Source organism: Desulfoferula mesophila (genome assembly GCF_037076455.1).
Taxonomy (GTDB): Bacteria; Desulfobacterota; Desulfarculia; order Desulfarculales; family Desulfarculaceae; genus Desulfoferula; species Desulfoferula mesophila.
Genome location: NZ_AP028679.1, coordinates 1,741,496 through 1,767,477 on the forward strand (window position 1 = coordinate 1,741,496; position 25,982 = coordinate 1,767,477).

Below are 25,982 nucleotides of genomic sequence, written 5' to 3' on the forward strand. Positions count from 1 at the left end.
TCGATGAAGATCGATATGAAGATAGAAAATCCGGAGGTCCTGGAGAAGTTCCGCCAGGCTCATATGCGCCTGGGGCCGGAGGTACGGGAAGCCGCGATGAAGGGGGCTACCCTGATCGCCGGGGAGGCCCGGGAGAACCTCTCCGGGAAGGTGCTGAAGGTTCAGACCGGGCGCCTCCGGGCCTCGATCCTCCCCCTTATCACTCGGGACACCCCCGACCGCGTTACCGCTGAGGTCGGTACGAATGTCGAATATGCCCGGATCCACGAGCTCGGGGGAACGATCAAGCCAAATCGGGCGGAGTGGCTCCGCTTCAATATTCCCGGAGTAGGATGGAGATCCGCGAAGGAGGTCCGGATCCCGGCGCGGCCATTCATGGGGCCCGCCCTGGAGAAAAGCCTCGACAGGATCGCCTTCCTTCTGGAGTCGGCGGTAAAGCGAGCTTTTGAATAGGGGGAAGTTACCCTATTTGTGGACCGAAAGATGTTTGTCAAAAACTTTGTCGATGGACTCCAACATTTTGGATACTTTGTCAAACTCTTCGTCGATCTTATTTTTCATTTCTACCAAGTATTCAGGATCTTCTTCATGAAGCCAGCCGATCCCATAGCTTTCTTGATAGAAACTAAGGTCTATTGCTGCGTTGTAAAAATCATTAAAATATTTTCTCACGTTGGGAGGAAACAAAAATCTACTAGTATCTATTGGTTCATATTCTTTGCTGAATTCCTCGCGATCGAACTTTCCCGCCGTACCCGTCGTTCTTTTCATCAATTTTTTTATAAGGCTGTAAACCTCGGCTCTTTTATCGAATAGTTTAAATTTATGTTCCATTTTACGAACCAAATATTGTTGGTATGAAATGAAAATACCTGCCAAAGCAACTATCGGTGCCATTATTGCGGTAAAGCTTGTTACGTTTTTAGAAATAGCAATCCATATCAGAAAAGCGGTAAAAGTGGCCCAGCCAATTAAGATAATGCTTGCGATAATTTTTGTAGATTTATCCATATCCTCGGGGAATATCATTTTAATCTCCAAACGGGCGACCATTACGATTCGGGTTGACCGGGCTGGCACAAAATCATACAATAAAATCGCTAAAATCGTAAAGCGGGAGGATCACCGTTATGGGTCCTATTTTGTGCCTTCAATATGATTTTGCCGACGTGCCGGGATACCGTGAGGTCCCGGGAGGCTTCTTTGCGAGCCTTAGCACACGTCGGCACCTTTATTTTGGAGGAAGCCATGTCTACCAAAGCCGCACACCCCAGAGACGCCATTAGCACTGCCTTGTCGCCCTTCGAGGCCCTCGAGGCCCTGGCCGCGAGTATCCCCCCCAGGAACACGGAGCCGGAGGTACTCGGCCACATTTCCACGCTCCTAGCCGTCTGTATTGATAACGCGAACCAGGTTCTCGGGGAGTGCTTCGCCGAGGAGGAGTAATCATGGCGATCAGAACGATCAAGCACCCCTCGGGGGCGGTGACGTACCAGATCGACTATTACGACCCCAACGGGAAGCGATGCCGCCAAAACTTCAAACGGAAGAAGGACGCGGTCGCCGAACATAGCAAGCGGGTCTCCCTGGTCGCGGAGGGCCGCTACCTGGACGTTAAACAGGAGTCCCGGCATACCCTCGGGGAGCTCATGACTCGCTACCATGCCGCCCATGAAAATCAGACCGCTTTTCGGACTCAGAAGCGCGTTGCGCTCCAAGCCTTTGCCAGATACTTCAAATGCGAAATAAGGGCTTCTGGAGGCAAAACTACCTACGTAGGCGGCCCCTTATTGTCAAAAATGGGCCTATACCGGCTCGAGCAATACCGCAACGACAGGCTGGCGACGCCGAAGGTGCGCGGGGGAGGGGAGAGATCCAAGGCCGCGGTCAATCGCGAGCTCTCCGCCGTCCGCCACCTTTTCTCGAAGGCGGTCGAGTGGGAGATGATGGAGAAAACCCCCTTCGCCGCCGCCCGGAGATTTTTCTACAAGGAGACCTCGGGAAGGCTCCGCTTCCTGACCCAGGACGAAGCGACCAAGCTCCTGGACGAGTGTCCGGCCCACCTCCGCCCGGTGGTCTTCGCCGCCCTCCATACCGGGATGCGGCGGGGTGAGATCCTTAAGCTCAAATGGGAGGCTATTCGCGCCGGGTATATCTACCTCACCGAAACCAAGACCGGGGAGGGGAGGGAGATCCCGGTGTCCGACGACCTGGCCGACCTTTTCAAGACCCTTCGCCAGGAAAACGGGCTCCGGTCCCCTTACGTATTCCTTGGCCGGGACGGGAAGCGGATCCGCGAGCTCAGGAGGTCCTTTGCGGGCGCCTGTCGGCGGGCCGGGATCAAGGAGTTTCGATTCCACGACCTTCGCCACACCTTCGCGTCCTGGCTCGTTATGAAGGGGGTGGACCTAAAGGCCGTCCAGGAGCTCCTGGGCCATAAGTCGATCACCATGACGATGCGCTATGCCCACCTTTCCCAGGCCCACAAAAAGGCGGCGGTTAACCTAATATCAGTGACCAATAATGACCATACACCCCTCCAAGGGAGCGTAAGTGGCTGAACTGAATAGACAGGATGGACAGTCACAAAAGGGGGCGGGGTTAAGGGTAAAATGCTGGAATATTTGATAAAAATATATATTAGGCGCCTTGCCTCCTAAGCCGTAGGCCGCCCGTTCGAATCGGGCCGGGGGCACCAATTATTTCAATCAGCTAGGTTGATTGGGCGAGCGCTGAAAATGGGCGCGTGTGGAGATATGTGGAGGGAGGGTGCTCATACTCCGCGTATTTCCCGCAGATAATTGTTGGTGGTGGCGGCCTGAGAGTGGCCCAGCCTGCCCGAATGCCGGTCAGGCTCGGGCCCTGCCGGAGGCGGAGTTTAGTTGGCAGGGCTGAGCAGGGCCGTCTGGGTTTGCGCGATCCTGGTTCCTGGTGGATACTAGCGCCATGCAACGCCACCAACCCAAACCCCCCTGGCTGCGCCGCAAGCTGGCCTCCGTGGGCTGCAGCACCAAGGTGCAGGCCAGCCTGGCCGCGGGCGGCCTGTTCACCGTGTGCCAGGAGGCCCAGTGCCCCAACCAGGGTGAGTGCTACGGCCGGGGCGAGGCCACCTTCCTGCTCCTGGGCCCCGCCTGCACCCGGCGCTGCACCTTTTGCGCGGTGAGCAAGGTTAAGCCAGCGCCGGTCGATCCCCAGGAACCGGCCCACGCGGCCCGGGCCGCGGCGGAGATGGGGCTCACCTACGTGGTGCTGACCATGGTCACCCGCGACGACCTGCCCGACGGCGGGGCGGCCCAGGTGGCGGCCACCATCGAGGCCCTGCACCAGGCCCTGCCTGGAGTGGGGGTGGAGGCCCTTATCTCCGACCTGGGGGGCAGCGAGCAGGACCTGGCCACCGTGTTGGCCGCCGGGCCGGTGGTCCTGAATCACAACCTGGAGACGGTGCCCCGCCTCTATCCCCAGCTGCGCCCCCAGGCCCGCTACCAGCGCTCCCTGGATCTGCTGCAACGGGCGGCCAACGCCGGGGCCCTCACCAAGAGCGGCCTCATGCTGGGCTTGGGCGAGACCCGCGACGAGCTGTTGGCCGTGTTCGACGACCTCTTGGCCCACGGCTGCCGGGTGCTGACCCTGGGACAATACCTGGCTCCCAGCCGGGAGCATTTCCCGGTGGTCAGCTACGTGCATCCCGACGAGTTCGCCTCCTTGCGCGAGGCGGCCCTGGCTCGGGGATTCGTGGCCGTGGCCAGCGGGCCCTATGTGCGCTCCTCCTACCAGGCGGGCGAGCTTTGGCGCCAGGCGACGCGATCCGCCTAGCTTTTCCGCCGGACCTTTCGCCGCTCCGCCGTTTATACAACTGGTAAGCAAAAATTCGGGCCGATTGCCAGGTATGGCTTTACAATTCCAAGTGATGCGTTATGTTTGCCACAAGGCATCGGAACTTATCGACATTATCGATCAGTAGCCTGGGCGGCCATTGCTTCGACTGCGCCAACCAGATAGCAATCCTGGAGAGTCCATTTTGAGCCCCTGGAACCCCCTTGATCCCAAGGTAACGGAAATACTTACCAAGGCCGAGGACATGGCCGGCATCACCCGGGAAGAGGCGGTTTGTTTGCTGCGCCTGGAGTTGTGCTCGCCCGAGGCTTACGCGGTGATGGCCCTGGCCAACCGCATGAGTCGCCAGGCCTTCGGGGGCAAGGGCGAGCTGCACTTTCACATCGGGCTCAACGTGGAGGGCTGCTCCTTTAACTGCAAGTTCTGTTCTCTGACCAAGCAGGCGGGCATTTTTAATGAAAGCGAGGAGTTCAGCCACGAGCAACTCCTGGCCTGGGCCAAGAAGGGCGAAGAGCAGGGGGCCGACGCCCTCAATCTGATGACCACCGGCCGCTATCGTTTTGAGCGACTGTTGGAGGTGGGGGCTTGGCTCAGCCGGGAGGTCAACGTGCCTTTGGTGGCCAACACCCGTGACATCAACCACCAGGAGGGCGAGGCGCTGTTGGCCCACGGCTTCCAGGGCTTTTATCACGCCGTGCGCCTGCGCGAGGGGGTGGACTCCCCCTTCCCGGTGGCCAAGCGCATCGCCACCATCAAGGTGATCACCGAGGTGGGGCTCAAATGGGCCAACTGCATCGAGCCGGTGGGGCCGGAGCACCAGCCCGAGGAGATCGCGGAGCTCATGGTCCTGGCCCGGGAGCTGGGCGCCACCTATTCGGGAGTGATGCGCCGCATCAACTTCCCCGGTTCGCCCCTGGGCCACCACGGCATGATCAACGAGTTGGAGATGGCCCGCATGGTGGCGGTGAGCCGCCTGGTCATGGGCGACGTGCCTCGGGCCCACTGCACCCACGAGCCCAATACCGCCGCCCTGATGGCCGGGGCCAACCTGTTTTTCCCCGAGGTGGGCTCCAGCCCGCGCGAGACCCAGGCGGACACCGGCCAGGGGCGCGGCAGGGACGTGGCAGCCTGCGCGGCCATCATGCGTGAAATGGGCCTGAATCCGAGCCTGCCTTCCAACTGCTTTGACGCGCCCCCCAGCGACGCAGGCCCGCAAGACACCTGCCCCTCGGCTTACCCCGGCCTGCCCTGAGCCCATCCGTCCGTTGGCCATTGACGGTGGCCGGAGGAGACATCATGCGCCTAGCACACCTTCGCTGGATCGCCCTATCTCTGGTGGCCGGTCTGCTCCTGATCGGGGCCGGTCCGGCCCGAGCCGAGGACCCCTGGAAAGTAGGCACCTGGAAGACCGCCCAGACGATCCAGCCCTTTTTCTATCAACAGTTTTTGCCCAGGCAAAAAATCGCGGTGTTTCCCTTCACCAACCCGGCCGACCAGAAGATGGCCCTGTTGGCGGGGAGCCTAGACATGTGCGGCACCACCCTGGCCCACGCCATCCACGCCGCCTCCCGTGGCGAGCCGGTGGTGGTGGTGGCCGCTCTGTGCAACAAGTGCTCGGCCCTGGTGGTGAGAAAAGACGGCCCCGTGCGTAGCGTCAAGGAGCTGGCGGGCAAGAAGATCGGCTACGTACCCGGCACCATGCACGAGATCCTGCTGCGCGAGGCCCTGACCAAAAACGGCCTCAATCCCAACCGGGACGTCAAGCTGGTGCGGGTGGATTTTTTCGACATGGGCCTAGCCCTGGCTCGCGGCTCCATCGACGCCTTTCTCTCGGGCGAGCCGTTCCCCACCCTGGCGGTGATGCAGGGCTACGGCCGCATCCTGGCCTATCCTTATTACGGCCAGGGCATCGGCACCATCAATGCGGGCATGCTGGTCAAGCGCGAGGCCGTCGCCAAGTCGCCCCAAAGGGTGGCCGCCCTGGTCCAGGCCCACGCCGAGGCCACCGAATACCTCCAGGCCCATCCCCAAAAATGGTTGCAGCGGGCGGCGACTTTCGGCACCCCGCTGGAGGTGCTGACCAAGGCGGCCCCCAACATGGAACTGGCCTGGAAAATGGACCCGGAGTTCATCCGGCGGGTGGCCGCCCTGGGCGCGCGCATGAAGGCCCTGGGCCTGATCAGCCAAGAGCCGGACTATGCTAAACTCATTGATCTGAGCTTCGTTGAGCGCGTTAAACTTAAGTAATGATGATCCTGAAGGAACCAGTCCAACCCCAACCCCTTAAAAGGCCGCTGGCGGCCATGTTGCTGCCCTGGTTGCTGCCTGCCTGCGTTTTGGGTTTGTGGGCCCTGCTCAGCCTGGGAGGGCTGGTGCCCGCCTACCTGCTGCCCCCTCCGGGGCAGGTGCTGGCCACGGCGCGGGACTACATCTTCGCCCCGCCGGGCAGCGCGCCCTATGCCGGTCGGTTTTTAAGCGACGCCCTGGCCAGCCTGGGCCGGGTGGGCGGCGGCTTCGCCTTGGCCGTGCTCCTGGGCCTGCCCCTGGGGCTCATCTCGGGCCGCCTGAGGTTTATGCGCCTTTTCCTGGACACCTTCATCAACGGGGTGCGGGCGGTGCCGGGCATCGCCTGGCTGCCCCTGGCCCTGGTGTGGTTCGGCATCGGTTTCAAGACCACCGTGTTTCTGGTGGCGCTGGCAGCCTTTTTCCCCATCTACCTGGGCGCGGCCGCCGGGGCCCGCCAGGTGAACCCCCTGTACATGCGCTCCGGGGCCATGCTGGGCCTGGGCCGGGGCCAACTGATCTTTTCGGTGCTCATCCCCGCGGCCATGCCCCACGTGGTCACCGGGCTCAGGCTGGGCCTAGGCATATCCTTCGCCTACCTGGTGCTGGGCGAGCTGACCGGAGTGCCCGACGGCTTGGGCGCGGCCATCATGGACGCGCGCATGCTGGGACGGGTGGACATCATCGTCATGGGCATCCTGCTCATCGCGGTGATCGGGCGGTTGTGCGATCTGGCCATGGTGGGCGGGTTGAAGCTTCTCAAGAGCGTGCGGAGGCGGTGATGGGCGCCAGGGTCGGGGAAAACACCGCCGCGCCCTGCCTGCAGGTGGAGGGCCTGAGCAAGGGCTTTGTGGTGAACGGCCGCCGGGTGCAGGCCCTCAGCGACATCTCCTTTGCGGTGCGCTCCGGCGAGGTGCTGGGCATCCTGGGCCCCAGCGGTTGCGGCAAGACCACCCTGCTCAACATCCTGGCGGGCTTTTTGGCCCACGACCAGGGCCGGGTGCTCATGAACCAGCGGCCGGTTAGCGGCCCCGGCCCGGAGCGGGGGGTGGTGTTCCAGGAGGACGCCCTGTTTCCCTGGCTCACCGTGGCCGAGAACGTGGGCTTCGGCCTGCGCAACGGAGACGGCCGGGCGGGCCGCCTGGCCAAGGTGGAGGCCATGCTGGAGATGGTGGGGCTCACGGGCTACGGGCGCTATCTGCCCCGGGCCATCTCCGGGGGCATGAAACAGCGGGTGGCCCTGGCCCGGGTGCTGGTGCTGGGGCCGGCCGCCCTGCTGATGGACGAGCCCTTCGCCGCCCTGGACGCCCAGACCAGGGCGGACATGCACCAGTTGCTCATATCCTTGCAGCAGCGCCTGCGCCAAACCGTGATCTTCGTCACCCACGACCTGGAAGAGGCGGTCAAGCTGGCCGACCGGGTGCTGGTGATGGACACCTCGCCCGGCCGCATCCGCCGTGAATTCGTGGTGGAGCTGCCCCGGCCCCGCGACCTGGACGCCCCGGAGTTTCTGGCCTTGAAGCGCGCGGTGCACGCCTGCCTGTGCGAGCCGGAGCCTCCCCAGTCTTAGCGGAACCGGATCGCCATCTCCGGCGCGGCCGGGGGTCGGCTTAACCTGCCGAGGAATCGAGCCGGGCCCGGCGCAGCAAGCGGCGACAGCTCTCCACCACCGGCTCGTCCACGAACTCGCCGTCCACCTTGAGCACCCCTTGACCCTGGGTCAGGGTCTCCTCAAAAGCCGCGACGATTTTTTGGGCCCGGGCGATGTGGCGCTCGCTGGGGGAGAAGACCCGGTTGCACACCGGCACCTGGTTGGGGTGGATGCACAGCTTGCCGCCAAAGCCCACCGCCTTGGCCCGCCGGGCGTCGGCCTCCAGGGCGGCCAGGTCGTCCAGGTCGCGCATGAAGGGGCTGTCCAAGGGGCCGGGCAGGCCGGCGGCGTGGCTGGCGTTGCTCACCCGGTGGCGGGGGTAGTAGAGTTCGTCTCCCTGCGGGCTCAGCTCCATGCCCAGGTCGTTGGCGTAGTCCGCCGCGCCAAAGGCCAGCATGGCCGGGCGTTGGCCATGAACCGGATGGCCGGCGATGGCAAAGGCGTTTTCCACCCCCAAGGCCGATTCGATGAGGTACATGGCTCCGATGGAATAGGGGGTCAGCCCGGCGGCCTCTTCCAGGCCGCGGAGGGCCTGGTCGATGCTCTCAACCTGCGGCCCGCGCTCCACCTTGGGCACGAACAGGCAACTCAGGGGCAGACCCCGCAAGGCGGTCAGGTCCAACTCGAACTGGCCCGAATCCAACGAATTGGCCCGCACCATGATTTCCCGCCGCGCGTGCTGCTCCAGCTTGGCGCGGGCCACCTCGCGGGCCTCGACCTTTTTCTCGGGGGGCACCGCGTCTTCCAGATCGATGATTACCGCGTCCGCCTGGGTGGCCAGGGCCTTGTCCACCCGGTCGGGACGGGTGCCGGGTACGAACAGGGCGCTTCTGATCGAGGAGAATTCCATGGGACCGCCTTGCTGGGCAACATGGCGCGGCGTATGGCCTAACCGCCTGCCATTAGTGACTTCTTCATGGTTTGCAACGCCGTCAATGTAAGTAGGGAACGCGGCCTTTGTCAAGTTGCTTGCCTGGGGCGGGCCGCGGCGCGCGGGAAAAGTGAGGCAATTTGCCGCAATTTATCCCCAACCTGACGCGGTGGTGCTAAAATAGCCTAATAAATTTAGGCTTTAATCGCAGTATGCGGCTTGGGAGGGGCTCATGCCCACTGGTTTAATTAAGGAACAGGAAATGCTTCGCATGGCGGTGATCGGCGGCGGAAAACGCTGCCGCTCCATGCTGGAGATGCTTGAATCCAAAACATTCAAATACCTGCGCGCGGATATCGTGGGGGTGGCCGACCTGAATCCCGAAGCCGAGGGAGTATGCCGGGCCCGGGAAAAGGGCATCTTCACCACCACCGACTGCGCCCAGTTATTCAACCTGGAACATTTGGACCTGGTTATCGAACTAACCGACGACCAGGAGTTGCTCAGCAACCTGGAGGCCAGCAAGCCCGAATCGGTGGGGGTGATCGGGCACACCGCCTCGCGCCTTTTTCATGACCTGATTTTCCTCTACCAGCAACTTTCCCAAACCGAGGACGCGGCCAGCATTGCCCGGTCTTTCAACGAGGCCCTGGTGGACAGCACCAATCAGGGAGTGATGGTGCTGGGGGGCGACTACCGTATCGTGCATGCCAATCAAGTGGCCCTGACCAACGCCGGCTTGAGCCGGGAGGATGCCCTGGGGCGTTACTGCTTTCAGGTTAGCCACCAGGCCATCACCCCCTGCGACAGCCCGGAAACCCCTTGTCCAATGAGGCAGACCCTGGCCACCGGCAAGAGCGCTCACGCCATCCACGAGCATGTGCAGCAGGACGGCGCCACCCATTACTGCGACGTTTCCACCTATCCGCTCATGAACCGCAAGGGCGAGGTGGTACAGGTGTTGGAGCTTTTCCGCGACATCACCGACGAGCTTAGCCTACGCATGGAAAAGCGCACCGAGGCCATAAAAGCGGACCTGGCCCGCATGGTGCAGGAAGACAAACTGGTGGCCCTGGGCAAACTGGTGGCTTCGGTGGCCCATGAGATCAACAACCCCATCGCGGCCATTTACAATTTTGTAAAGCTGATGCGCAAGGGCATGGGCGAAGGCCGGCTCAAGGCCCAGGAGTTACGCGATTACCAAGGCTATTTGGATCTGTGTGCCCAGGAGGCGCAACGCTGCAGCAAGATCGTGGCCAGCCTGCTTTCCTTTGCCCGCCAGAACAGCCCCGCCCCGCGCGCGGTGGATCTGCGCGAGTTGTTGGACACCACCGTGATTCTCACCGGCCACCGCATGGATCTCTCCGGAGTGGAATGCACCCTGGAGGTGCCCGCCAACGAGTTGGAGGTGTGGGGAGACTCCTCGCAACTGCAGCAGGTGTTCACCAACCTCATCTTCAACGCCATGGAGGCCATGCCCCAGGGCGGCAAGCTGCGAATCAGCGGAGGGCTGTTGGAGGAAGAGGCCAAGGTATGGCTGGAGTTCAGCGACACCGGGGAAGGAATTGCTCCGGAAAACCTGTCGCGTATTTTCGAGCCCTTTTTCTCCACCAAGGGAGACGGCCACGGGGTGGGCCTGGGGCTTAGCATGGTTTACGGCATCGTGCGCGAGCACCGGGGAGAGGTGTCGGTGGACAGCAGGCCGGGTGGGGGCACCACCTTCCGCCTGGTGCTGCCCAAGGCAGGCCAGGGAGAGAGCCTGGGAGAGGACGATTAGCCATGAGCAATCCGCTACGGGTTTTGGTGGTGGACGACGAGTTGGCCATGCGCGAGTCCATCGCCGCCTGGCTGGTGCAGGACGGCCAACAGGTGGCCAAGGCCGCCGGCGGGCGCGAAGCGCTGGATCTCATGGAGGAGCGGGAGTTCGACCTGGCCCTGGTGGACATCAAGATGCCGGGCATGGACGGCCTGGAGTTGCTCAAGCACATCAAGGAAGGCCACCCGGACACCCTGGTCATCATCGTCACCGCCTACGGCTCCATAGAATCGGCGGTGGACGCCATGAAATCCGGGGCCAGCGACTACCTGCTTAAGCCCTTCGACCCCGAACATTTGATGCTGCTCTTGGAAAAGATGGGCCGCCAGCGGCGCCTGATGCAGGAAAACAAGATGCTGCGCCTGCGCGTGGCCGAGGGACGGGCCTCCGGCTTCGAGGACATGGTGGGCGGCTCCCCGGCCATGCTCAAGGTCTTCGAGCAGATCGAGGAGGTGGCCGCCACCGACGCGCCGGTGCTCATCGCGGGCGAAACCGGCTCCGGCAAGGAGTTGGTGGCCCGGGCCATCCACAACCGTAGCGCCCGTTCCTTCGGGCCCTTCGTGGCCATCAACTGCGGGGCCCAGAGCGAGAGCCTGTTGGAAAGCGAACTGTTCGGCCACGAGCGGGGCGCCTTCACCGGCGCGGTCAAGGCCAGGCGGGGCCGCCTGGAAATGGCCGACGGCGGCACCTTGTTCCTGGACGAGGTGGGCGAGATCTCCCCCAAGATGCAGGTGGCCTTGCTCCGGGTGTTGGAGGACGGCAGCTTCATGCGGGTGGGAGGCGGCCAGCCGCTGACCAGCGACTTCCGCCTGATCTGCGCCACCCACCGCAACCTGCCCGAGCTAATCGCGGCCGGCGGTTTCCGCCAGGACTTCTATTACCGCATCAACGTTTTCTCGGTGAACGTGCCCCCCTTGCGCCAGCGCCGCGAAGACGTGATCCCCTTGGCCGAGCACTTCATTGCCGTTTTCTCCCAGGAAACCGGCAAGGCCGCTCCAGAGTTGGAGGACAAGGCCCGCCGGGCCCTGTTGGGTTACGCCTGGCCGGGCAACGTGCGTGAGCTGCGCAACATCATGGAGCGGGCGGTCATCGTCAGCAAAGGCGGCCACATCGGTCTGGAGCAGCTCACCTTCCTGGAAGAAGGGCCCAAGCCCGGCGCCTCTTCCATGAGCCTGGCGGAAATGGAGGCCGAGCACATCCGCCGCGTCTTGCAGGCCCACGGCAACAACATCACCCAGGCGGCGGCCGCCCTGGGCATAGACCGCACCACCCTGGCCCGCAAGATCAAGAAGGCTGGGCTGCGTACTTCATGAGGCGGGGATATTGCCGCTTGCCGATTTCCCCGGCGGGTGCCATCAATAAGTTGCATGAGCCCTGATCCACACATGCCCGCCGCGGGGGCCGGCGCGCCCCAGGTGGAGGTGGTGCCCTTGGGCCGGGTGAACCACACCGCCGCCCAGGTGGTGGCCGCCAACCTGCAGGCCCTGTTGTCCCTGGACGTTCTGGTGACCGATCCCCGGCCCGAACCGGCCCAGGCCCTGGTGCCCACCAGGGGGCAATACGACGCGAGCCTCATTCTGCAGGAACTGGCCGGCCCTCCGGAGTCTCCCCTGCGCCTGGGGCTCATGGACCTGGATATCTGCGTGCCTTTTCTAACCTACGTCCTGGGCGAGTCGCAGCTCGGCGGCCAGGCGGCGGTGATGTCCCTTTTTCGCCTGAAGCAAGGGGAAGGGGGGGTGCCGGCGCCGCGCCACGTGCTTCTGGAGCGGGCCGCCAAGGTGGGGCTGCACGAGGTGGCCCACGTGCTGGGGCTTGAGCATTGCCGCACCGCCGGTTGCCTGATGCGCTTTTCCGCCGGGCTGGCCACCCTGGACCGGCTCAATATGGGCTTCTGCCCAGCTTGCGAACGGGAGTTGGCCCGGCTCAGGGCCTATCGCATGAGTCGAGCCCCGGCCCAGTAAGGACCGGGGCCCGCATTTTTCTCAAGTCCTACAGGAACTCGTGGACCAGGTGCTTCCAATCAAGGCCGGGCACCGCGCCGTAGATGTCGGGCACCATGCGGCCACCGGTGGCCGCCAGGCGCTGGCCGGTGTCGGCGGTGATCTGGTCGGACAGGCGCTGGGACTCCTGCTCCATCCAGGCCACGCCCTCCTCGCCGGTCTGCATGCCCTTGAGGTCGCGTTGCAGGCGGATGGGCTCCACCAACAGCAGCCAGCCTTCGTCGTAAGGCAGCTGGTTGGCCGCGGCCGGGTTTTGCAACACCTTGGGATTGCGGGCCACGACCACGCCCTCGATGGGGCTGGCCGCGCGGGCCTGGCGTCCGCCGCGCGAGAAGGCCAGCTCCTTGCCGCCCCCGGTCACCGCCATGCCCAGCTGGGGCAGGCGGAATTCGTCGGCCGGTCCGAACAGGCGGGCGGCCAGATCGTCCAGGCCGATGCGCACCCGGCCGCCGTATTCCACGCGGGCCCAGGTGTGGCCGGGGTGCAGATAATAGTCGTCAGGCACCACGAATCCCGCGGCGTCGTGCATGTGTACCAGGGTCGTGGGCTCGGCCAGGCCCTCGTCGTCGAGCATCTGGTCGTAGGCGCATCTGGCGCAGGCGTAGTGATTGGGGCACAGCTTGAAAGCCACCCGCCCGGTGAGCATGTGGCGGCAATAGCGCTTGTGAGGCGCGGTATTCTGCCAATTCTCGCTGGTCCAATAATTCTCCTGGTTCTGCTCCAAACCATCTTCGTGCCAACCGCGGGCCCGCTTGCGCTGGATGGCCTTGTCAAAGGAGCAACTCAGGCAGTCAAAGGCGTTGTGACAAAGTCGGTGAGCCACTACCCCGGCCTTGGACCAGATGCACTCGTTGCTGGTCATGTCGAACACCATGGGAGCCTTGCTCTTGGTCTTGTTTCCAGTTTGGGTAGTCATGGCTAACCTTCCCGGCCGTGGGCCTTTTGAAGTTTGTTTTCTTGCCCTCTAAGTAAGCAGAAGGCGTGCCAAGTCGGGCAAATAGGCATAAGTTCCTTATTTAACAAAAAAAATGGCTAATGTTTTCTGGGGAGGCGAGACGGGCTTTTGCTGCGTTTTGCTTGCCGCCAAGAACCCGCGATGCCATATATCGGAAATATTTGAACTATATCAATCGCTTACCCTGAGTTGCGGCAAAAGGCCGCACAGCGGGCATAATGCGGCGCCGAAATTTTGCGACTTTGTGGCGCGGCAAAATGCCTCGCTGGGGACCGTCCATGGTTAGACCAAACAGGCCGGTGCGTTCTCCTGGATGAATAAGTTTTCTAGTTCGAATGATGAAAAATGGCTTGACCCGTCAGACTCATTTCATATATGTTTCCTTATAAGAAACGTAGGCCATTCGTACAACACATTATAATTACACAAAAATTAAATAAACATTATTTGTTAGGCATAATAGGTTTCTATTATGGAAATATAGATAACCACTTGAGTTATCGGTGTAAACGCTGCTAAATCCCTGTGCTTTTCGGGATATATAAGATGCTTCCAGAGAACGAAATCGGAGCCAACATCCGTACAATGCGCACCGGCCAGGGCCTGTCCCTGGACGCCTTGGCCAACAAGACCGGTTTTACAAAGGGCTACCTGTCCAAAGTGGAAAACTCGGACAAGGCCCCGCCGGTGTCCACGCTGCTGATCATCGCCAAGTCTTTGGGGGTGACGATCTCCGAAATCTTCGGGGAAGGGCAGGAAAAGGTTACCGCCGCGCTGGTAACCAAGGAGGAACGCAAGCCCGTGGCCCGCGACGGCACGGTGTTCGGCTATTCCTACGAAACCCTGGCCCACAAGTATGCCGGGCGGCACATGGAGCCCTACATCCTCACCATCCCCGCCCACATCACCGAGAGCGCGGTATTCAAGCACCAGGGCGAGGAAATGATGCTGGTGCTGGAGGGCACCATGCGCTTGGTGCACGGCAATGACGAGTTCATCGTGCGGCAGGGCGATTGCATCTACTTCGATTCCGGCATCGAGCATTACGGCCTGCCCATGGACGGGCAGGACCTCAAGATACTGATGGTCGTCTACCTGGCCGAATAGGGAGCCGCTGAGCCATGGGCGAATACGATATACAAAACGTCGGGGTGCTGGGCGCGGGGCTCATGGGCCACGGCATCGCCCAACTGCTGGCGGTGGGCGGCTGCCGGGTCAAGTTGTTCGACAACGACCCTCAGGTGTTGTCCGATGCGCCGAGGCGCATGCGAGACAACCTGGGCGTGTTCCTGGGCCTGGGCATGATCACCCGGGAAGCGATCGATGAGGCCCTGGGGCGCGTCAACCTGGCCTCGGACCTGGCCGAGCTGTGCGAGGGCCGGGACCTGGTCATCGAGGCGGTCAGCGAGAACCTGGAGCTCAAGCGCCGGGTCTTCGCCTCCCTGGAGGAGCTGGCCGCTCCCGATTGCATCCTGGCCAGCAACACTTCGGCCATCAGCATCGGCAAGATCGCCCAAGGCCTGGCTCGCCCCGGCCGGGTGGTGGGCGCCCATTTCTGGAACCCGCCCCACGTGGTGCCCTGCGTGGAGGTGATTCGCGGGCCGCAGACCGAGGATGCGGTGCTGGAGTCGGTGTACGACCTGCTGCGCCGGGTGGGCAAGCGTCCGGTGCGGGTGCAAAAGGACGTGCCCGGCTTTGTGGGCAACCGCATGCAACACGCCCTGTGGCGCGAGGCCATCTCCCTGGTTGAAGAGGGCATCGCCAGCGCCGAGGACGTGGACGAGGTGGTGCGCTACAGCTTCGGCCTGCGCCTGGCCTTCCTGGGCCCCCTGGCCACCGCCGACTTGGCGGGCCTGGATCTCACCTATGACGTGCACAAAGATCTGTTTCCCCACCTGGACCGTTCCACCGAGCCTTCACCCCTGCTCATCCGCAAGATAGAGAGGGGCGAGCTGGGGGCCAAGAGCGGCCAGGGTTTCCATAGCTGGACGCCTGAAAAGCTCAAGCAGGTTATCTCCCGGCGGGACGAGGTTCTGCTCAAGATCGTGCGGGAGGTTTTGTCCTAGCAACCGCGGTCGGGCCGTTAACGGCGCGTCCGCCAAGGCCCCCTTTGGGTGGGCTGGATCGAGGTTTTGTGCATGGGTGAAGCGGCTGTCTTTTTCTTGCACGGCCTAGCCTACGCCGGGTTGTTGTTCCTGGTCTCCTCAGGGCTCACCCTGGTCTTCGGCATGATGAACGTGCTGAATTTCGCCCACGCCTCCTTCTATATGCTAGGCGCCTATTTCGCCTACTCCATCCTGCACTACACCGGCAACTTCTGGCTGGCCCTGCTCATCAGCCCCATCATCCTGTTGTTCATCGGCGCCTTTGTGGAGCGCTATTTGCTGCGCAAGGTGCACGTGCATGGCCACGTGCACGAGTTGCTGCTCACCTTCGGTCTGGCCTACATCATCCAGGAGGCGGTGAAGCTCCTGTGGGGCACCACCCCCCAGGCCATGCCCCTGACCGGGCTTTTGGCGGATACGGTCAACTTCTTCGGCGTGGTCTACCCGGTGTACCGCCTGTTCATCTTTTGCCTTTCGGCCCTGCTGGGCCTGGGCATGGCCCTGTTGTTGTTCAAGACCCGCATCGGCATCATCGTGCGAGCGGCGGTGGACGACAACCCCATGGTGGACGCCCTGGGCATCAACGTGCCCCTGGTTTTCATGGGGGTGTTCGCGGTGGGCGCGGCCCTGTCCGGTTTTGCCGGGGTGGCCGCCGGACCGCTGCTCAGCGTGTTTCCGGGCATGGCCGGGGCCATCCTGGTGGACGCCTTCGTGGTCATCGTGATGGGGGGCATGGGCAGCCTGGGCGGCGCGGTGTTGGCTTCGTTCATCATCGGAGAGTTGCAGTCCTTCGGGGTTCTCCTGTTCCCTGATTTTTCCCTGGCTCTCATCTACATGCTCATGGCCCTGGTGCTGGTGCTTAAGCCGGAAGGCCTGTTCGGGGAGAAGCAATGATGGCGAGCCGAAATGCCATGCTCCGTCGGGTGGGTTTGGTCTTGGGCCTGGTGATACTGGCCGTCATGCCTTGGCTGCTGGGCTCCTATCAGCTTCGCCTGTTCACCGAGGCGGTGATCTTTTCCCTGTTCGCGGTGAGCTACAACATGCTCCTGGGCTACGCCGGGCTGCTCTCCTTCGGCCATGCCATGTTTTTCGGCTGGGGCGCCTTCTCCTTTGCCGTGGCTCTCAACCACATCCCGGGCATCCCCCTGGTGGGCGCGCTGGCCCTGGCCGTGGCCTCCGCCACGGTGATGGGCCTGGTGGTGGGAGTGCTCTTGCTACGGGTCAAGGGTACCCCCTTCGCCTTGCTGACCCTGGCCTTCAACGCACTGGTGTTCGCCATCGGCATCAAGTGGCAATCGGTCACCGGCGGTGACGACGGCCTGGGAGTAGTCGCCCCGCCGCTGCACCTGGGCCTGGGCCAGATAAACGTGTCCAGTGGGGCCAACCTGTACTACTTCACGCTGCTGATCGTAGGCGCGGCCATAGCCTTTGCCTGGTACTTCACCCGCACGGCCATGGGCCAGTCGGTGCTGTTGATCCGCGAGAACGAGGAGCGCATGCGCTTCTTGGGCTACAACACCCACGTGTCGCGCCTGATTCTCTTCGTGCTCAGCGGGGCCCTGGCCGGCCTGGCGGGCGCCTTCTACGCTATCCTCAACGCCTTCGTGTCCCTGGACGCGGTGAGCATCGACATGACCACCAAGGTGCTCTTGATGACCTTCATCGGAGGCACCGGCCAATTCCTGGGTCCGGTGGCGGGCGCCTTTTTCTTCACCTACGTGCAGAACTTCCTGAGCGACCTTACCGACAACTGGCCCCTTATCATGGGCGCCCTGTTCATCGCCATGGTGCTGTGGGTGCCGGGAGGCCTGGCCGGGCTGGCGGCCAAGCTCTCCCGCGGGCGCTCGGATGACGACCAGGACGGCACCTTGGCCGGGATGGAGTAGGGTCATGGCCATTTTGCAGGTGCAAGGCATTCAAAAGGACTTTTCCGGGCTCAAGGTGCTCACCGGGGTGGACTTTGAGGTGGGCGCCCGGGAGCGTTTCGCGGTAATCGGCCCCAACGGCGCGGGCAAGACCACCCTGTTCAACATCATCAGCGGCAAGTTTCGCCCCAGCGCCGGGCGGGTGGTGTTCGATGGTCGGGACATCTCCAGCCTGCCGCCCTACACCAGGGCCCGCCTGGGCATGGCCCGCTCCTTTCAGATCACCAACATCTTCCAGCGGCTCTCGGCCCTGGACAACATCCTGGCCGGGGTACGCTCCCGGGCCGGGCTGCGCCACCACCTGTTGCGGCGGCCCCACCACGACCGCGACCTCATGGAGCGCAGCGAAGAGATTCTGGCCCGGGTGGGGCTGGCCGAACAGCGGCACACCCCTGCCCAGGAGCTGGCTTACGGCCAGCAGCGGGCCTTGGAAATGGGGGTTACCCTGTCGCTGGAGCCCAAGCTGGTGCTCTTGGACGAACCCACCGCGGGCATGAGCCGCCAGGAGACCGAGGATGCCATCGCCATGATCCAGCGGGTTACCCGGGACACCGCCTGCGTGATCATCGAACACGACATGAACGTGGTGTTTTCCCTGGCCGATCGCATCTCGGTTTTGCACTACGGGGTGATGCTGGCCTGCGGCAAGCCGGAGGAGATCCGCGCCGACCAGAGGGTGAAGGACGCCTACCTGGGGGAGGAAGAAGCATGATGCTCCAGGTAAACGACCTGCACACCTATTACGGCAAAAGCCACGTCCTGCAAGGGGTGGATCTGAGCCTGGAGGCCGGGCAGTTGGCCTGCCTGCTGGGGCGCAACGGGGTGGGCAAGTCCACCACCCTGATGTCCATCATGGGCCTGGTGCCCCCCCGCAGCGGCAGCGTCAAGTTCAAGGACCGGGAGGTGCTGGGCCGCTCTCCCCACGAGGTCGCCCGTTTGGGCTTGGGCTTCGTGCCCGAGGAGCGGCGCATCTTCAAAAGCCTTACGGTGCTGGAAAACCTTTTGATCGGTCAAAAGCCGCCCATCCGGGCCGGAGCGGAGCCCTGGACCACCGAGCGCATATTCGACTCCTTCACCCGCCTGGGCGAGCGCCGCGACAACAAGGGCGGCCATCTCTCCGGCGGCGAGCAGCAGATGCTCACCATCGCCCGTACCCTGATGGGCAACCCCGAGCTGATCCTGGTGGACGAGCCCACGGAAGGGCTGGCCCCCCTGGTGGCCGAGGCGGTGCTGGAGATGCTGGCGGCCATCAGCCGCCAGGGGGTGACCATTCTCATGGTGGAGCAAAATCTCAAGGCCGCGCTCAAGCTGGCCCAGACCTTTTTCATCATGTCCAAGGGACGCATTGTCTTCAGGGGTGACGGCCAGGAACTGGTCGCCGCGGAGTCGGTGCGCCAAAAGTACCTAGAGGTGTAGACGCGAGATTTCATGTCCATTAAGAGGGAGGATTGAAATGCGTAAAGGTTTCTTGTTGGGGCTGGCCCTGTTGTTGGCGCTCGGTTTGGCGTCATCGGCCTGGGCCGGTGGAACCATCAAACTTGGGGTCATGGAGCCGCTTTCGGGCACCTTCAAGGACATCGGCGACCGCTACCTGGAGGGGGTGCAGTACGCCGCCGAGGTGCTCAACGCCAAGGGCGGCATCAACGGCATGAAGGTTGAGGTCATTCCGGTGGACAGCGAGCTCAAGCCCGCCATCGCCACCCGCAAGGCCACCAAGCTGCTCATGAAGGACGGGGTCCGCTACTTCTGCGGCGGCACCGGCAGCTCGGTGGGTGGGGCCATGGTGCAGTTGGCCAATTCCCAAAACGCCCTGTTCTTCACCTACGGCATGGCCGCGGCCAGCCTGACCGGCGACAAGTGCACCCGCAACTTCTTCCGGGCTTGCGCCAACACCGACAACCAGTCCTATGCCCTGGCGGTGTGGGTGGCCCAGAAGGGCTTCAAGAAGGTGTTCTGCCTGGCCCAGGATTACTCCTTCGGCAAGGAGGCGGTGGCCGCCTTCACCAAGAAGCTGGCTGAGCTCAATCCCCAGGCCAAGATCGTGGGCACTGCCATGCATCCCATCGGCACCAAGGACTTCGCCCCCTACGTCAGCCAGATCATCAGCTCCGGCGCCGAGGTGGTGTTCACCTCCAACTGGGGCAGCGACCTTACCCTGCTGCTCAAGCAGGCCAAACCCCTGGGCCTCAAGGCCAAGTTCGCCTGCTACTACCTGAACGACGACAACGCCATCACCGCCATCGCCAATGACGAGGCGGTCCTCGGCAGCCAGGCGGTGGAAGAGTACATGCTCACCATTCCCGGCAAGGCCAACGAGGAGTTCATCGCGGGCTTCAAGAAGGCCAAGGGCTACTACCCCACCTGGCTCCGTGGCAAGGCCTACCTGGCCACCATGTTCTGGGCCGAGGCGGTGAAAAAGGCGGGCTCGGTCAAGGTCGCCGACGTGATCAAGGCCTGGGAAGGCCTCACCTACGACGGGCCGGCCGGCAAGTGGACCATGCGGGCCTGCGATCACCAGACGCTGATGCCCATGTGGACCGCCACCATGGTTGCCAAGAACCCCTTCTTCAAGCACGCCTACGTGGGCCCGGCCACCATGGTGCCCGCCGACAAGGTGCAAGTGCCTTGCAAGGACACCGGTTGCAAGGGCTTCAAGTAGACACTCAACCAGGATAACGCCCAACCCGCCGCCGGGCCTTTTCGCGGGCCCGGCGACGGCCCTTAAACGAGGCGGCGGCATGAAGGCGTTAATTACCGGAGGCTCGGGATTCATCGGCGCGCAACTGGCGCGGCTGTTGGCCAAGGCGGGGCACCGCGCGGCCCTGCTGGACCTGGCGCCGCCCCCGCCGGATTTGGCCAAGGATCCGCAGACCCATCCTTTCGTGCGGGCCTCGGTCACCAACTTCCCCCTGATGATCGACACCCTGCGCTCCTTGCAGGTGGACACGGTGTTCCATCTGGGGGGCATGCTCTCCATGCCCTGCGAGCGCGACCCCTGGAGCGCCTTTGAGGTCAACGTGTCCGGCACCTATCACGTGTTGGAGGCGGCGCGCCTGGCCGGGGTGGGGCGCTTTATTCTCTCCAGCAGCATCGCGGTGTACGGCGAGGATCTGCCTCCGGCCCCCATAAACGACGACAGTTTGCAGCGCCCGTCCTCCATGTACGGCACCAGCAAGGTCTTCGGCGAGCTGATGGGCCGTTTCTACGCCCGCCGCTTTGGCCTGGATTTTCGCGGCCTGCGCATCCCCTCGGTGGTGGGGCCCGGCTCCAAGGTGCCCCATATGTCCATCTACAACTGCTGGGCCATCGAGCGACCCCTGCTGGGGGAGCCCTACGATATCTTGGTGGAGCCCGCCACCCGCTGCCCCACCATCTATTACAAGGACGCGGCCCGCGCCCTCATGGAAATGGCTATGGCCCCGGTGCAGCGGATCAAAACCAAGGTGTATAACATTAACGGGTTCAACCCGGCCTATTCGGCCGACGAATTGGTGGAGGCGGTGCGGGGGCTGGTGCCGGAGGCGCGGCTGGGCTTCACGCCCGACCCGGAAATCACCACCCTGATCCAGGCCATCGGCAGCCGCCCGCTGGACGATGGCCACGCCCGCCAGGAATGGGGCTGGCGGCCGGGTTACGACCTTCCCGGCATGATCGAGGATTTCAAGCGCGAGCTGGCCCGTTTGGGCCAGGCCAACGGCACGGCATAGAAAGGCAGCCAAACAATGGGCAAGGGCAAGGCACGCAAGGCAATCATAACCGCGGCGGTAACCGGCTCCATCCACACCCCCACCATGTCCCCCTATCTGCCGGTAACTCCGGAGCAGCTGATCGCCGACATACTTTCGGTGCACGAGGCCGGGGGGGCGGTGGCCCATCTGCACGTGCGCGACCCCCAGACCGGCCTGCCCAACGCGGACCAGGACATCTACCGGGAGGTGGCCTCGGAGGTGAAGCGCCGCTGCGACATCGTGCTGTGCACCACCACCGGCGGCAAGCTGGGTGAGTCGGTGGAGAACCGCTCCCAAGTGGTCGCCAACCTGCAGCCCGAGCTGGCCTCGCTGAACGCCGGGTCCTTGAACTTCGCCCTGTTTCACGTGGCCGGGCAGCACCAGGAGTGGCGGCACGATTGGGAAAAGGCCTACCTGGAGGCCACGGAGGACTATATCTTTCCCAACACCTTTTACACCATGCGCCGCTTTCTGGAGATCATGCGCCCCTTTGAGACCAAGCCCGAGTTCGAGATCTACGACGTGGGCATGATCAACAATCTGGCCCATCTCATCCAGGCGGGGCACGTCAAGACCCCGGTGTACCTCCAGTTCGTGATGGGCATCCTGGGCGGCATCCCGGCCACGGTGGACAACCTGGTGTATCTGGTGCAGACCGCCCAACGGCAGATTGGCGACTTCCAGTGGTCGGTGTGCGCGGCCGGGCGCTTTCAGTTCCCCATGACCACCCACGCACTGTTGATGGGCGGCAACGCCCGGGTGGGCCTGGAGGACAACCTCTACCTGGAGCGAGGCGTGCTGGCCAAGAGCAGCGGGGAGCAAGTGGCCAAGCTGATCCGCATCGCCCGCGAGTTGGGCATCGAACCCGCCACCCCGGACGAGGCCCGGGAGATCCTGGGGCTCAAGGGGCTGGACAAGGTCAACTACTAGAGGAATCGACCCCAAGCCGGGGCGGTTTGTCCGGAACGCCGATTTTTCGGTGGCCCGGACAAACCGCTTTTTTGTTGGTCTAGCGCCATAAGCCCGTCTGGAGCGCCGAGTCCGCCGGTTGGGGCGGCTGAGGGCCCATTCAAAAATCCTTGACAAAAGGGTTAACACATGGAAAAGTATTAACGAAAACGAAACAGCGTATCACAATGAGAGACGATAATGGCGGTGAAGGTCGTTGAGTCCCTGCTCAAGGGGTTGAAGGTCATGGAGGCGGTGGCATGCCACCCCCATGGTCAAAGTTTGCCCGAGATAATCAGGGTAACCGGCCTGCCCAAGGCCACCGCCTACCGCATGTTGCAAACCTTGGTGGCCAGCAATTACCTGCACTATTTCGAAGACACCACCCTGTACCAACTGGGCCCCAAGGTCATGTCCCTGGGCATGTCCACCCTGGCCGGGCAAGACCTGGCCCCCCTGGCCGAGCCCTATCTGAAAGAGCTTTCCAAGCGCATCGGCCAGAACGTCAACATGGGCATTCTGGATCATGGCAAGGTCGTCTACATCATCCGCGTCAAGGTGCGCCGCATCCTGGGCATCGACCTGGCGGTGGGCAGCCGTTTGCCCGCCCACAACAGCGCCATTGGTTGGGCCTTGTTGGCCTTTGCCGAAGCCGGGCGTTTGCAAACCCTCCTGGACGAGATCGCGGCCGACGAAAAACTGTCCCGGGAGGTGGGGCCCCATGGGGTCAACCTGATGAGACGCCTGGAGCGAATCCGCCAGGAAGGCTACGCCCTGGGCGAAGACGAGTACGTAACCGGCCTGCGCTCGGTGGCCGTGCCGGTGTTCGACCAATCCGGCCACGCCGAAGCCGCCATCAACGTCCCCGTGTTCAGCCAGCTGTGCGGCAAGCGAGAGTTGCTGGAGCAATATCTGCCGCTGGTGCGGGAAACCGCCGCGACCATCTCCCAGCTCCGGGGATACCTCCCCGGCGTTCAATCGGAATCAAGGAGCCAGTGATGAAGTTCATCGTAAGCCGGTCCTCCCTCAGGGGGACCACCCGCATTCCGGGCAACAAGTCCGCCACCGCCCGGGCCATCGTCTTGGGCGGATTGGCCGAGGGCACCTCCAAGGTGGGCAACTGCCTGCCCGGCATCGACAGTTTCTCCATCGTGGAAATGATGCGGGCCCTGGGGGCCAAGATCGACACCTCCAACCCCGAGTACTGGGTTTTCGAGGGCGTGGCCAACCGGCCCCAGGTCCCCGCCTGCGTGTTGGACGCGGGCAACTCGGGCACCGGCTACTACCTCATCGCGGCCATCGCCGCCCTGATCGACGGCCGCTCGGTGGTCTCCGGCGACTACCAGATTTGCCGCCGTCCGGCCCAGCCGCTCATCGAGGCGCTGGGCGATTTGGGGGCGGAGGTCATCTCCACCCGAGGCAACGGCCTGGCCCCCCTGGTGGTCAAGGGCCCCATGCGCGGCGGCCGCACCAAGCTGCCCGGCGTCAACTCCCAGTGGCTGAGCCCGCTGTTGATCGCCGGCGGCCTCACCCCCGAGGGCATCGTCGTGGACGAGGACGACCTCATGGAGCGGCCCTACGTGGACATGACCATGGGCTGGATCCGCACCGCGGGAGGCCAGGTCTCCCACGACAACTACGACGTGTTCACCGTGCCCGGCGGCCAGCAGTACAAGGCCTTCACCGCCGACATCCCCGCCGACTGGGGCAGCTCGGGCTATCCCATGGTGGCCGCGGCCATCACCGACTCCAAGGTAACCTTCACCGGCATGAACCCCGACGACTACGCCGGAGAAAAGGCCTACCCCCATATCATAAAGGCCATGGGCGGCAAGGTGACCTTCGAGGACGAGGGCCGCACCGTGACCGTGGAGGGCGGCGCCGAGCTGAAAGGCATCGAGATCGACTGCTCGGGCACCCCGGACGCGGTGCCCGCCCTGGCGGTGCTGGGCTGCAAGGCCCGGGGCAAGACCCGCCTGTTCAACATCGAGGCCAGCCGCCTCAAGGAGACCGACCGTACCCGCTCCATTATGGAGGAGCTCACCAAGATGGGCGGCAAGTTCGAGGAGACCCCGGACAGCCTGACCATCCACCATTCCGAGCTCAAGGGTACCCACATCGACGGCCGCCACGACCACCGCATCGTCATGGCCACCGCGGTGGCGGCCATGATCGCCGAAGGCGAGACCATCATCGACGACGCCGAGTACGTGGGGGTGTCCTTCCCCAACTTCTACGAGGTCATGACCGCCCTGGGCGCGGACCTGGGGCGCATGGAGATCGTGTAATCCCGACGGGGCCGCCCCCGCTGGTTGTTTCAATAAAGGTCGGGCCGGAGCTGCTTCGGCCCGCGTATAAACAGGGGAGAGAGTAGCATGAGAAAAGCTCTGAGCATTTGCCTTACGCTGGCCCTGAGCCTGGCCTTGGCCCTGCCCGCCGCGGCCGCGGAAAAACGCATCAGCATCGGCACCGCCGGCACCGCCGGGGCCTTGTACCCCATGGGTGTAGCCATGGCCGAGACCATCAACCGCCACGTGCCGAACTTCAAGGCCTCCGCCGAGGCCAGCTCCGCTTCGCTGGAGAACATCCGCAACCTGGCCCAGGGCAACGTGGACTGGGCCATCAGCCAGAACGAAGTGGCCTTTTTGGCCTACAACGGCAAGGACAAGTACGAGGGCCGCGCGGTCACCTCGCTGCGCTCCCTGTTCGGCACCATCTTGTCCTGGGCCCAGATATTCACCAGCGCCGACAGCGGCCTGAACAGCGTGAAGGACTTCAAGGGCAAGCGCATCGGCGTGGGCGCCCCGGGCAGCGGCGGAGAGCGCGCGGCCCAGAAGATCCTGAGCTACTACGGCCTGACCTACAAGGACATCAAGCCCGAGTTCATGTCCAACGCCGAGATGGTGGCCGCCCTCAAGGACGGCACCCTGGACGCCTTCATCATCACCCACCCCCTGAAGTCGGCCGCCCTTTTGGACCTGACCACCAGCTACAAGGTGAAGATGATCCCCGTGGGCGACGAAGGCTTCTACAAGAAGTACCCCTTCTTCACCAAGATGGACGTGCCGGCCGGCACCTACCGCAACGTGGACCAGCCGGTGCCCACCCCCACCAGCCGGGTGGTGATGTACACCAGCACCAAGGCCGAGCTGTCGGTCGACCAGGTATTCGCCCTGCTCAAGGGCCTGTGGGAAAACACCGGCGAGTGGACCAACACCCACCCGGCGGTGAAGAAATACACCACGCTTGCCGATGCGGTTAAGGGCCTGCAAGTGCCCCTGCATCCCGGCGCGGTGAAGTACTACAAGGAAAAGGGCCTGGACGTTCCGGCTCGTTTGATCAAGTAGGCTAAGGAATCCTCGTCATGTCGGCGCTCTCCCGCCAGGGCCAATTCATCTTGTTGATGCTCCTGGTGGCCCTTTGTCTTCCCCTGCCCGCGGCGGGGGAGGACGGCGGGAGGGCGCTGTTTATCTTTAACCCTCGAACCGGCCTGCGGGCCAGCCTGCCTCTGACCAACGTTACCAGCCTGACCCTGAAGTTTTTCCATTCCTACGATTGCGTGTGGATCGAAGAGTCCTTTCGCCCAGTGGGCGGCAAATTCTATCCTTGCGAGGTCTCCTATGGGGCCGACACTTATGACTACCGCGACCAGCGCTACGCTAGCCGCGCCCGCGTGGGCGCTCATCAGGTCCATTTGACCGACATCAAACCCCGCCCCTCGGATGTTCTGGCCCAGATCGCCACCCGAGTGGCCTTTACCAAACCCCAACAACTGATCTTGCACACAACCAAGGGCAGCCGCGCCTACCTCTTTACTCAGTGGGGCAGGCCGGGAGAGCCCTTGGTCCTAAGCATAAAGTGAGGCC

The 25,982-nt window shown here is 63.2% G+C and carries 27 protein-coding genes; 24 read left to right on the plus strand and 3 right to left on the minus strand.

Features of this window, described 5'->3' with window-relative positions; translation table 11 throughout:
* The first annotated feature begins 3 nt into the window (after positions 1–3).
* A complete protein-coding gene (locus AACH32_RS07715; protein ID WP_338606204.1) occupies positions 4–453 on the plus strand; it encodes a phage virion morphogenesis protein in 450 nt (149 codons plus the stop codon).
* 12 nt (positions 454–465) lie between these two features.
* Here the strand turns inward: AACH32_RS07715 and AACH32_RS07720 are convergent, their stop codons facing one another.
* Complete coding sequence (locus AACH32_RS07720; RefSeq protein WP_338606205.1) at positions 466–1,029, minus strand: hypothetical protein; 564 nt, start codon at positions 1,027–1,029, stop codon at positions 466–468.
* A 219-nt stretch (positions 1,030–1,248) separates the two neighbouring features.
* Between AACH32_RS07720 and AACH32_RS07725 the strand changes: the two genes are divergently transcribed.
* From AACH32_RS07725 to AACH32_RS07755, 7 genes are all read left to right on the plus strand, one after another.
* Positions 1,249–1,446, plus strand: coding sequence for a hypothetical protein (locus AACH32_RS07725; protein WP_338606206.1), 198 nt, complete (start codon positions 1,249–1,251; stop codon positions 1,444–1,446).
* 2 nt (positions 1,447–1,448) lie between these two features.
* Entirely contained in the window at positions 1,449–2,561 is a 1,113-nt protein-coding gene (locus tag AACH32_RS07730; RefSeq protein ID WP_338606207.1) for a tyrosine-type recombinase/integrase, read from the plus strand.
* Between the two features lie 385 nt (positions 2,562–2,946).
* Positions 2,947–3,813 carry a lipoyl synthase gene (lipA, locus tag AACH32_RS07735; RefSeq protein ID WP_338606208.1) on the plus strand — a complete coding sequence of 289 codons (867 nt, stop codon included), beginning with the start codon at positions 2,947–2,949 and terminating at the stop codon, positions 3,811–3,813.
* Positions 3,814–4,018: 205 nt separating this feature from the next.
* Positions 4,019–5,086, plus strand: a complete 1,068-nt coding sequence (locus AACH32_RS07740; RefSeq protein ID WP_338606209.1) for a hypothetical protein — start codon at positions 4,019–4,021, stop codon at positions 5,084–5,086.
* Positions 5,087–5,130: 44 nt separating this feature from the next.
* Complete coding sequence (locus AACH32_RS07745) at positions 5,131–6,081, plus strand: ABC transporter substrate-binding protein (RefSeq protein WP_338606210.1); 951 nt, start codon at positions 5,131–5,133, stop codon at positions 6,079–6,081.
* Between the two features lie 56 nt (positions 6,082–6,137).
* Entirely contained in the window at positions 6,138–6,899 is a 762-nt protein-coding gene (locus AACH32_RS07750) for an ABC transporter permease (RefSeq protein ID WP_338606211.1), read from the plus strand.
* Positions 6,899–7,687 (plus strand): ABC transporter ATP-binding protein, encoded by a 789-nt coding sequence (locus AACH32_RS07755; protein ID WP_338606212.1) that lies wholly within the window; start codon positions 6,899–6,901, stop codon positions 7,685–7,687. Before AACH32_RS07750 ends, AACH32_RS07755 begins: the two co-directional genes overlap by 1 nt.
* 40 nt (positions 7,688–7,727) lie before the next feature.
* Here the strand turns inward: AACH32_RS07755 and AACH32_RS07760 are convergent, their stop codons facing one another.
* A complete protein-coding gene (locus tag AACH32_RS07760; RefSeq protein ID WP_338606213.1) occupies positions 7,728–8,618 on the minus strand; it encodes an HpcH/HpaI aldolase/citrate lyase family protein in 891 nt (296 codons plus the stop codon).
* A gap of 253 nt (positions 8,619–8,871) precedes the next feature.
* Between AACH32_RS07760 and AACH32_RS07765 the strand changes: the two genes are divergently transcribed.
* From AACH32_RS07765 to AACH32_RS07775, 3 genes are read left to right on the plus strand one after another with little or no spacing between them, the layout of a single operon-like run.
* The gene (locus AACH32_RS07765; protein WP_338606214.1) at positions 8,872–10,416 is read left to right on the plus strand and encodes an ATP-binding protein; all 1,545 of its coding nucleotides are present in this window, start codon (positions 8,872–8,874) and stop codon (positions 10,414–10,416) included.
* 2 nt (positions 10,417–10,418) lie between these two features.
* A complete protein-coding gene (locus tag AACH32_RS07770) occupies positions 10,419–11,768 on the plus strand; it encodes a sigma-54-dependent transcriptional regulator (RefSeq protein WP_338606215.1) in 1,350 nt (449 codons plus the stop codon).
* Positions 11,769–11,822: 54 nt separating this feature from the next.
* On the plus strand, positions 11,823–12,416 hold the full coding sequence (locus AACH32_RS07775; protein ID WP_338606216.1) for a hypothetical protein: 594 nt from the start codon (positions 11,823–11,825) through the stop codon (positions 12,414–12,416).
* Between the two features lie 28 nt (positions 12,417–12,444).
* Here AACH32_RS07775 and AACH32_RS07780 read toward each other — a convergent pair whose 3' ends face one another.
* Positions 12,445–13,371, minus strand: coding sequence for a glycine cleavage system protein H (locus AACH32_RS07780; protein WP_338606217.1), 927 nt, complete (start codon positions 13,369–13,371; stop codon positions 12,445–12,447).
* Between the two features lie 585 nt (positions 13,372–13,956).
* Here AACH32_RS07780 and AACH32_RS07785 point away from each other — a divergent pair.
* The 13 genes from AACH32_RS07785 (at position 13,957) to AACH32_RS07845 (ending at position 25,978) form a co-directional block, all read left to right on the plus strand.
* A complete protein-coding gene (locus AACH32_RS07785; RefSeq protein WP_338606218.1) occupies positions 13,957–14,517 on the plus strand; it encodes a helix-turn-helix domain-containing protein in 561 nt (186 codons plus the stop codon).
* 14 nt (positions 14,518–14,531) lie between these two features.
* Positions 14,532–15,476, plus strand: a complete 945-nt coding sequence (locus tag AACH32_RS07790) for a 3-hydroxyacyl-CoA dehydrogenase family protein (protein WP_338606219.1) — start codon at positions 14,532–14,534, stop codon at positions 15,474–15,476.
* Positions 15,477–15,548: 72 nt separating this feature from the next.
* Positions 15,549–16,409, plus strand: coding sequence for a branched-chain amino acid ABC transporter permease (locus AACH32_RS07795; protein ID WP_338606220.1), 861 nt, complete (start codon positions 15,549–15,551; stop codon positions 16,407–16,409).
* A complete protein-coding gene (locus tag AACH32_RS07800; RefSeq protein ID WP_338606221.1) occupies positions 16,406–17,401 on the plus strand; it encodes a branched-chain amino acid ABC transporter permease in 996 nt (331 codons plus the stop codon). The genes AACH32_RS07795 and AACH32_RS07800 overlap by 4 nt, the downstream gene beginning before the upstream one ends.
* Before the next feature lie 4 nt (positions 17,402–17,405).
* Positions 17,406–18,152 carry an ABC transporter ATP-binding protein gene (locus AACH32_RS07805; RefSeq protein ID WP_338606222.1) on the plus strand — a complete coding sequence of 249 codons (747 nt, stop codon included), beginning with the start codon at positions 17,406–17,408 and terminating at the stop codon, positions 18,150–18,152.
* Positions 18,152–18,856: an ABC transporter ATP-binding protein gene (locus AACH32_RS07810; RefSeq protein WP_350341568.1), complete on the plus strand. Its 705-nt coding sequence runs from the start codon at positions 18,152–18,154 to the stop codon at positions 18,854–18,856. The genes AACH32_RS07805 and AACH32_RS07810 overlap by 1 nt, the downstream gene beginning before the upstream one ends.
* Positions 18,857–18,893: 37 nt before the next feature.
* The gene (locus AACH32_RS07815) at positions 18,894–20,099 is read left to right on the plus strand and encodes an ABC transporter substrate-binding protein (protein WP_338606224.1); all 1,206 of its coding nucleotides are present in this window, start codon (positions 18,894–18,896) and stop codon (positions 20,097–20,099) included.
* A gap of 79 nt (positions 20,100–20,178) precedes the next feature.
* Positions 20,179–21,147 (plus strand): NAD-dependent epimerase/dehydratase family protein, encoded by a 969-nt coding sequence (locus AACH32_RS07820; protein WP_338606225.1) that lies wholly within the window; start codon positions 20,179–20,181, stop codon positions 21,145–21,147.
* A 15-nt stretch (positions 21,148–21,162) separates the two neighbouring features.
* Positions 21,163–22,098 carry a 3-keto-5-aminohexanoate cleavage protein gene (locus AACH32_RS07825; protein ID WP_338606226.1) on the plus strand — a complete coding sequence of 312 codons (936 nt, stop codon included), beginning with the start codon at positions 21,163–21,165 and terminating at the stop codon, positions 22,096–22,098.
* A 219-nt stretch (positions 22,099–22,317) separates the two neighbouring features.
* Positions 22,318–23,115: an IclR family transcriptional regulator gene (locus AACH32_RS07830; protein ID WP_338606227.1), complete on the plus strand. Its 798-nt coding sequence runs from the start codon at positions 22,318–22,320 to the stop codon at positions 23,113–23,115.
* Positions 23,115–24,404 carry a 3-phosphoshikimate 1-carboxyvinyltransferase gene (gene aroA / locus AACH32_RS07835; protein WP_338606228.1) on the plus strand — a complete coding sequence of 430 codons (1,290 nt, stop codon included), beginning with the start codon at positions 23,115–23,117 and terminating at the stop codon, positions 24,402–24,404. Before AACH32_RS07830 ends, aroA begins: the two co-directional genes overlap by 1 nt.
* 87 nt (positions 24,405–24,491) lie before the next feature.
* Positions 24,492–25,463: a TAXI family TRAP transporter solute-binding subunit gene (locus AACH32_RS07840; RefSeq protein ID WP_338606229.1), complete on the plus strand. Its 972-nt coding sequence runs from the start codon at positions 24,492–24,494 to the stop codon at positions 25,461–25,463.
* A gap of 17 nt (positions 25,464–25,480) precedes the next feature.
* A complete protein-coding gene (locus AACH32_RS07845) occupies positions 25,481–25,978 on the plus strand; it encodes a hypothetical protein (RefSeq protein ID WP_338606230.1) in 498 nt (165 codons plus the stop codon).
* Positions 25,979–25,982: the final 4 nt, after the last annotated feature.

Bases quoted from the DNA above. Each gene is read 5' to 3' on its own strand.
- AACH32_RS07805 (WP_338606222.1), top strand. From the start codon at position 17,406: ATGGCCATTTTGCAGGTGCAAGGCATTCAAAAGGACTTTTCCGGGCTC.
- AACH32_RS07715 (WP_338606204.1), top strand. From the start codon at position 4: ATGAAGATCGATATGAAGATAGAAAATCCGGAGGTCCTGGAGAAGTTC.
- AACH32_RS07815 (WP_338606224.1), top strand. From the start codon at position 18,894: ATGCGTAAAGGTTTCTTGTTGGGGCTGGCCCTGTTGTTGGCGCTCGGT.
- AACH32_RS07775 (WP_338606216.1), top strand. From the start codon at position 11,823: ATGAGCCCTGATCCACACATGCCCGCCGCGGGGGCCGGCGCGCCCCAG.
- AACH32_RS07785 (WP_338606218.1), top strand. From the start codon at position 13,957: ATGCTTCCAGAGAACGAAATCGGAGCCAACATCCGTACAATGCGCACC.
- AACH32_RS07790 (WP_338606219.1), top strand. From the start codon at position 14,532: ATGGGCGAATACGATATACAAAACGTCGGGGTGCTGGGCGCGGGGCTC.
- AACH32_RS07730 (WP_338606207.1), top strand. From the start codon at position 1,449: ATGGCGATCAGAACGATCAAGCACCCCTCGGGGGCGGTGACGTACCAG.
- AACH32_RS07800 (WP_338606221.1), top strand. From the start codon at position 16,406: ATGATGGCGAGCCGAAATGCCATGCTCCGTCGGGTGGGTTTGGTCTTG.
- AACH32_RS07830 (WP_338606227.1), top strand. From the start codon at position 22,318: ATGGCGGTGAAGGTCGTTGAGTCCCTGCTCAAGGGGTTGAAGGTCATG.
- AACH32_RS07770 (WP_338606215.1), top strand. From the start codon at position 10,419: ATGAGCAATCCGCTACGGGTTTTGGTGGTGGACGACGAGTTGGCCATG.
- AACH32_RS07765 (WP_338606214.1), top strand. From the start codon at position 8,872: ATGCCCACTGGTTTAATTAAGGAACAGGAAATGCTTCGCATGGCGGTG.
- AACH32_RS07745 (WP_338606210.1), top strand. From the start codon at position 5,131: ATGCGCCTAGCACACCTTCGCTGGATCGCCCTATCTCTGGTGGCCGGT.
- AACH32_RS07825 (WP_338606226.1), top strand. From the start codon at position 21,163: ATGGGCAAGGGCAAGGCACGCAAGGCAATCATAACCGCGGCGGTAACC.
- AACH32_RS07795 (WP_338606220.1), top strand. From the start codon at position 15,549: ATGGGTGAAGCGGCTGTCTTTTTCTTGCACGGCCTAGCCTACGCCGGG.
- AACH32_RS07760 (WP_338606213.1), bottom strand. From the start codon at position 8,618: ATGGAATTCTCCTCGATCAGAAGCGCCCTGTTCGTACCCGGCACCCGT.
- aroA (WP_338606228.1), top strand. From the start codon at position 23,115: ATGAAGTTCATCGTAAGCCGGTCCTCCCTCAGGGGGACCACCCGCATT.
- AACH32_RS07845 (WP_338606230.1), top strand. From the start codon at position 25,481: ATGTCGGCGCTCTCCCGCCAGGGCCAATTCATCTTGTTGATGCTCCTG.
- AACH32_RS07755 (WP_338606212.1), top strand. From the start codon at position 6,899: ATGGGCGCCAGGGTCGGGGAAAACACCGCCGCGCCCTGCCTGCAGGTG.
- AACH32_RS07720 (WP_338606205.1), bottom strand. From the start codon at position 1,029: ATGATATTCCCCGAGGATATGGATAAATCTACAAAAATTATCGCAAGC.
- AACH32_RS07780 (WP_338606217.1), bottom strand. From the start codon at position 13,371: ATGACTACCCAAACTGGAAACAAGACCAAGAGCAAGGCTCCCATGGTG.
- AACH32_RS07725 (WP_338606206.1), top strand. From the start codon at position 1,249: ATGTCTACCAAAGCCGCACACCCCAGAGACGCCATTAGCACTGCCTTG.
- lipA (WP_338606208.1), top strand. From the start codon at position 2,947: ATGCAACGCCACCAACCCAAACCCCCCTGGCTGCGCCGCAAGCTGGCC.
- AACH32_RS07840 (WP_338606229.1), top strand. From the start codon at position 24,492: ATGAGAAAAGCTCTGAGCATTTGCCTTACGCTGGCCCTGAGCCTGGCC.
- AACH32_RS07750 (WP_338606211.1), top strand. From the start codon at position 6,138: ATGTTGCTGCCCTGGTTGCTGCCTGCCTGCGTTTTGGGTTTGTGGGCC.
- AACH32_RS07820 (WP_338606225.1), top strand. From the start codon at position 20,179: ATGAAGGCGTTAATTACCGGAGGCTCGGGATTCATCGGCGCGCAACTG.
- AACH32_RS07810 (WP_350341568.1), top strand. From the start codon at position 18,152: ATGCTCCAGGTAAACGACCTGCACACCTATTACGGCAAAAGCCACGTC.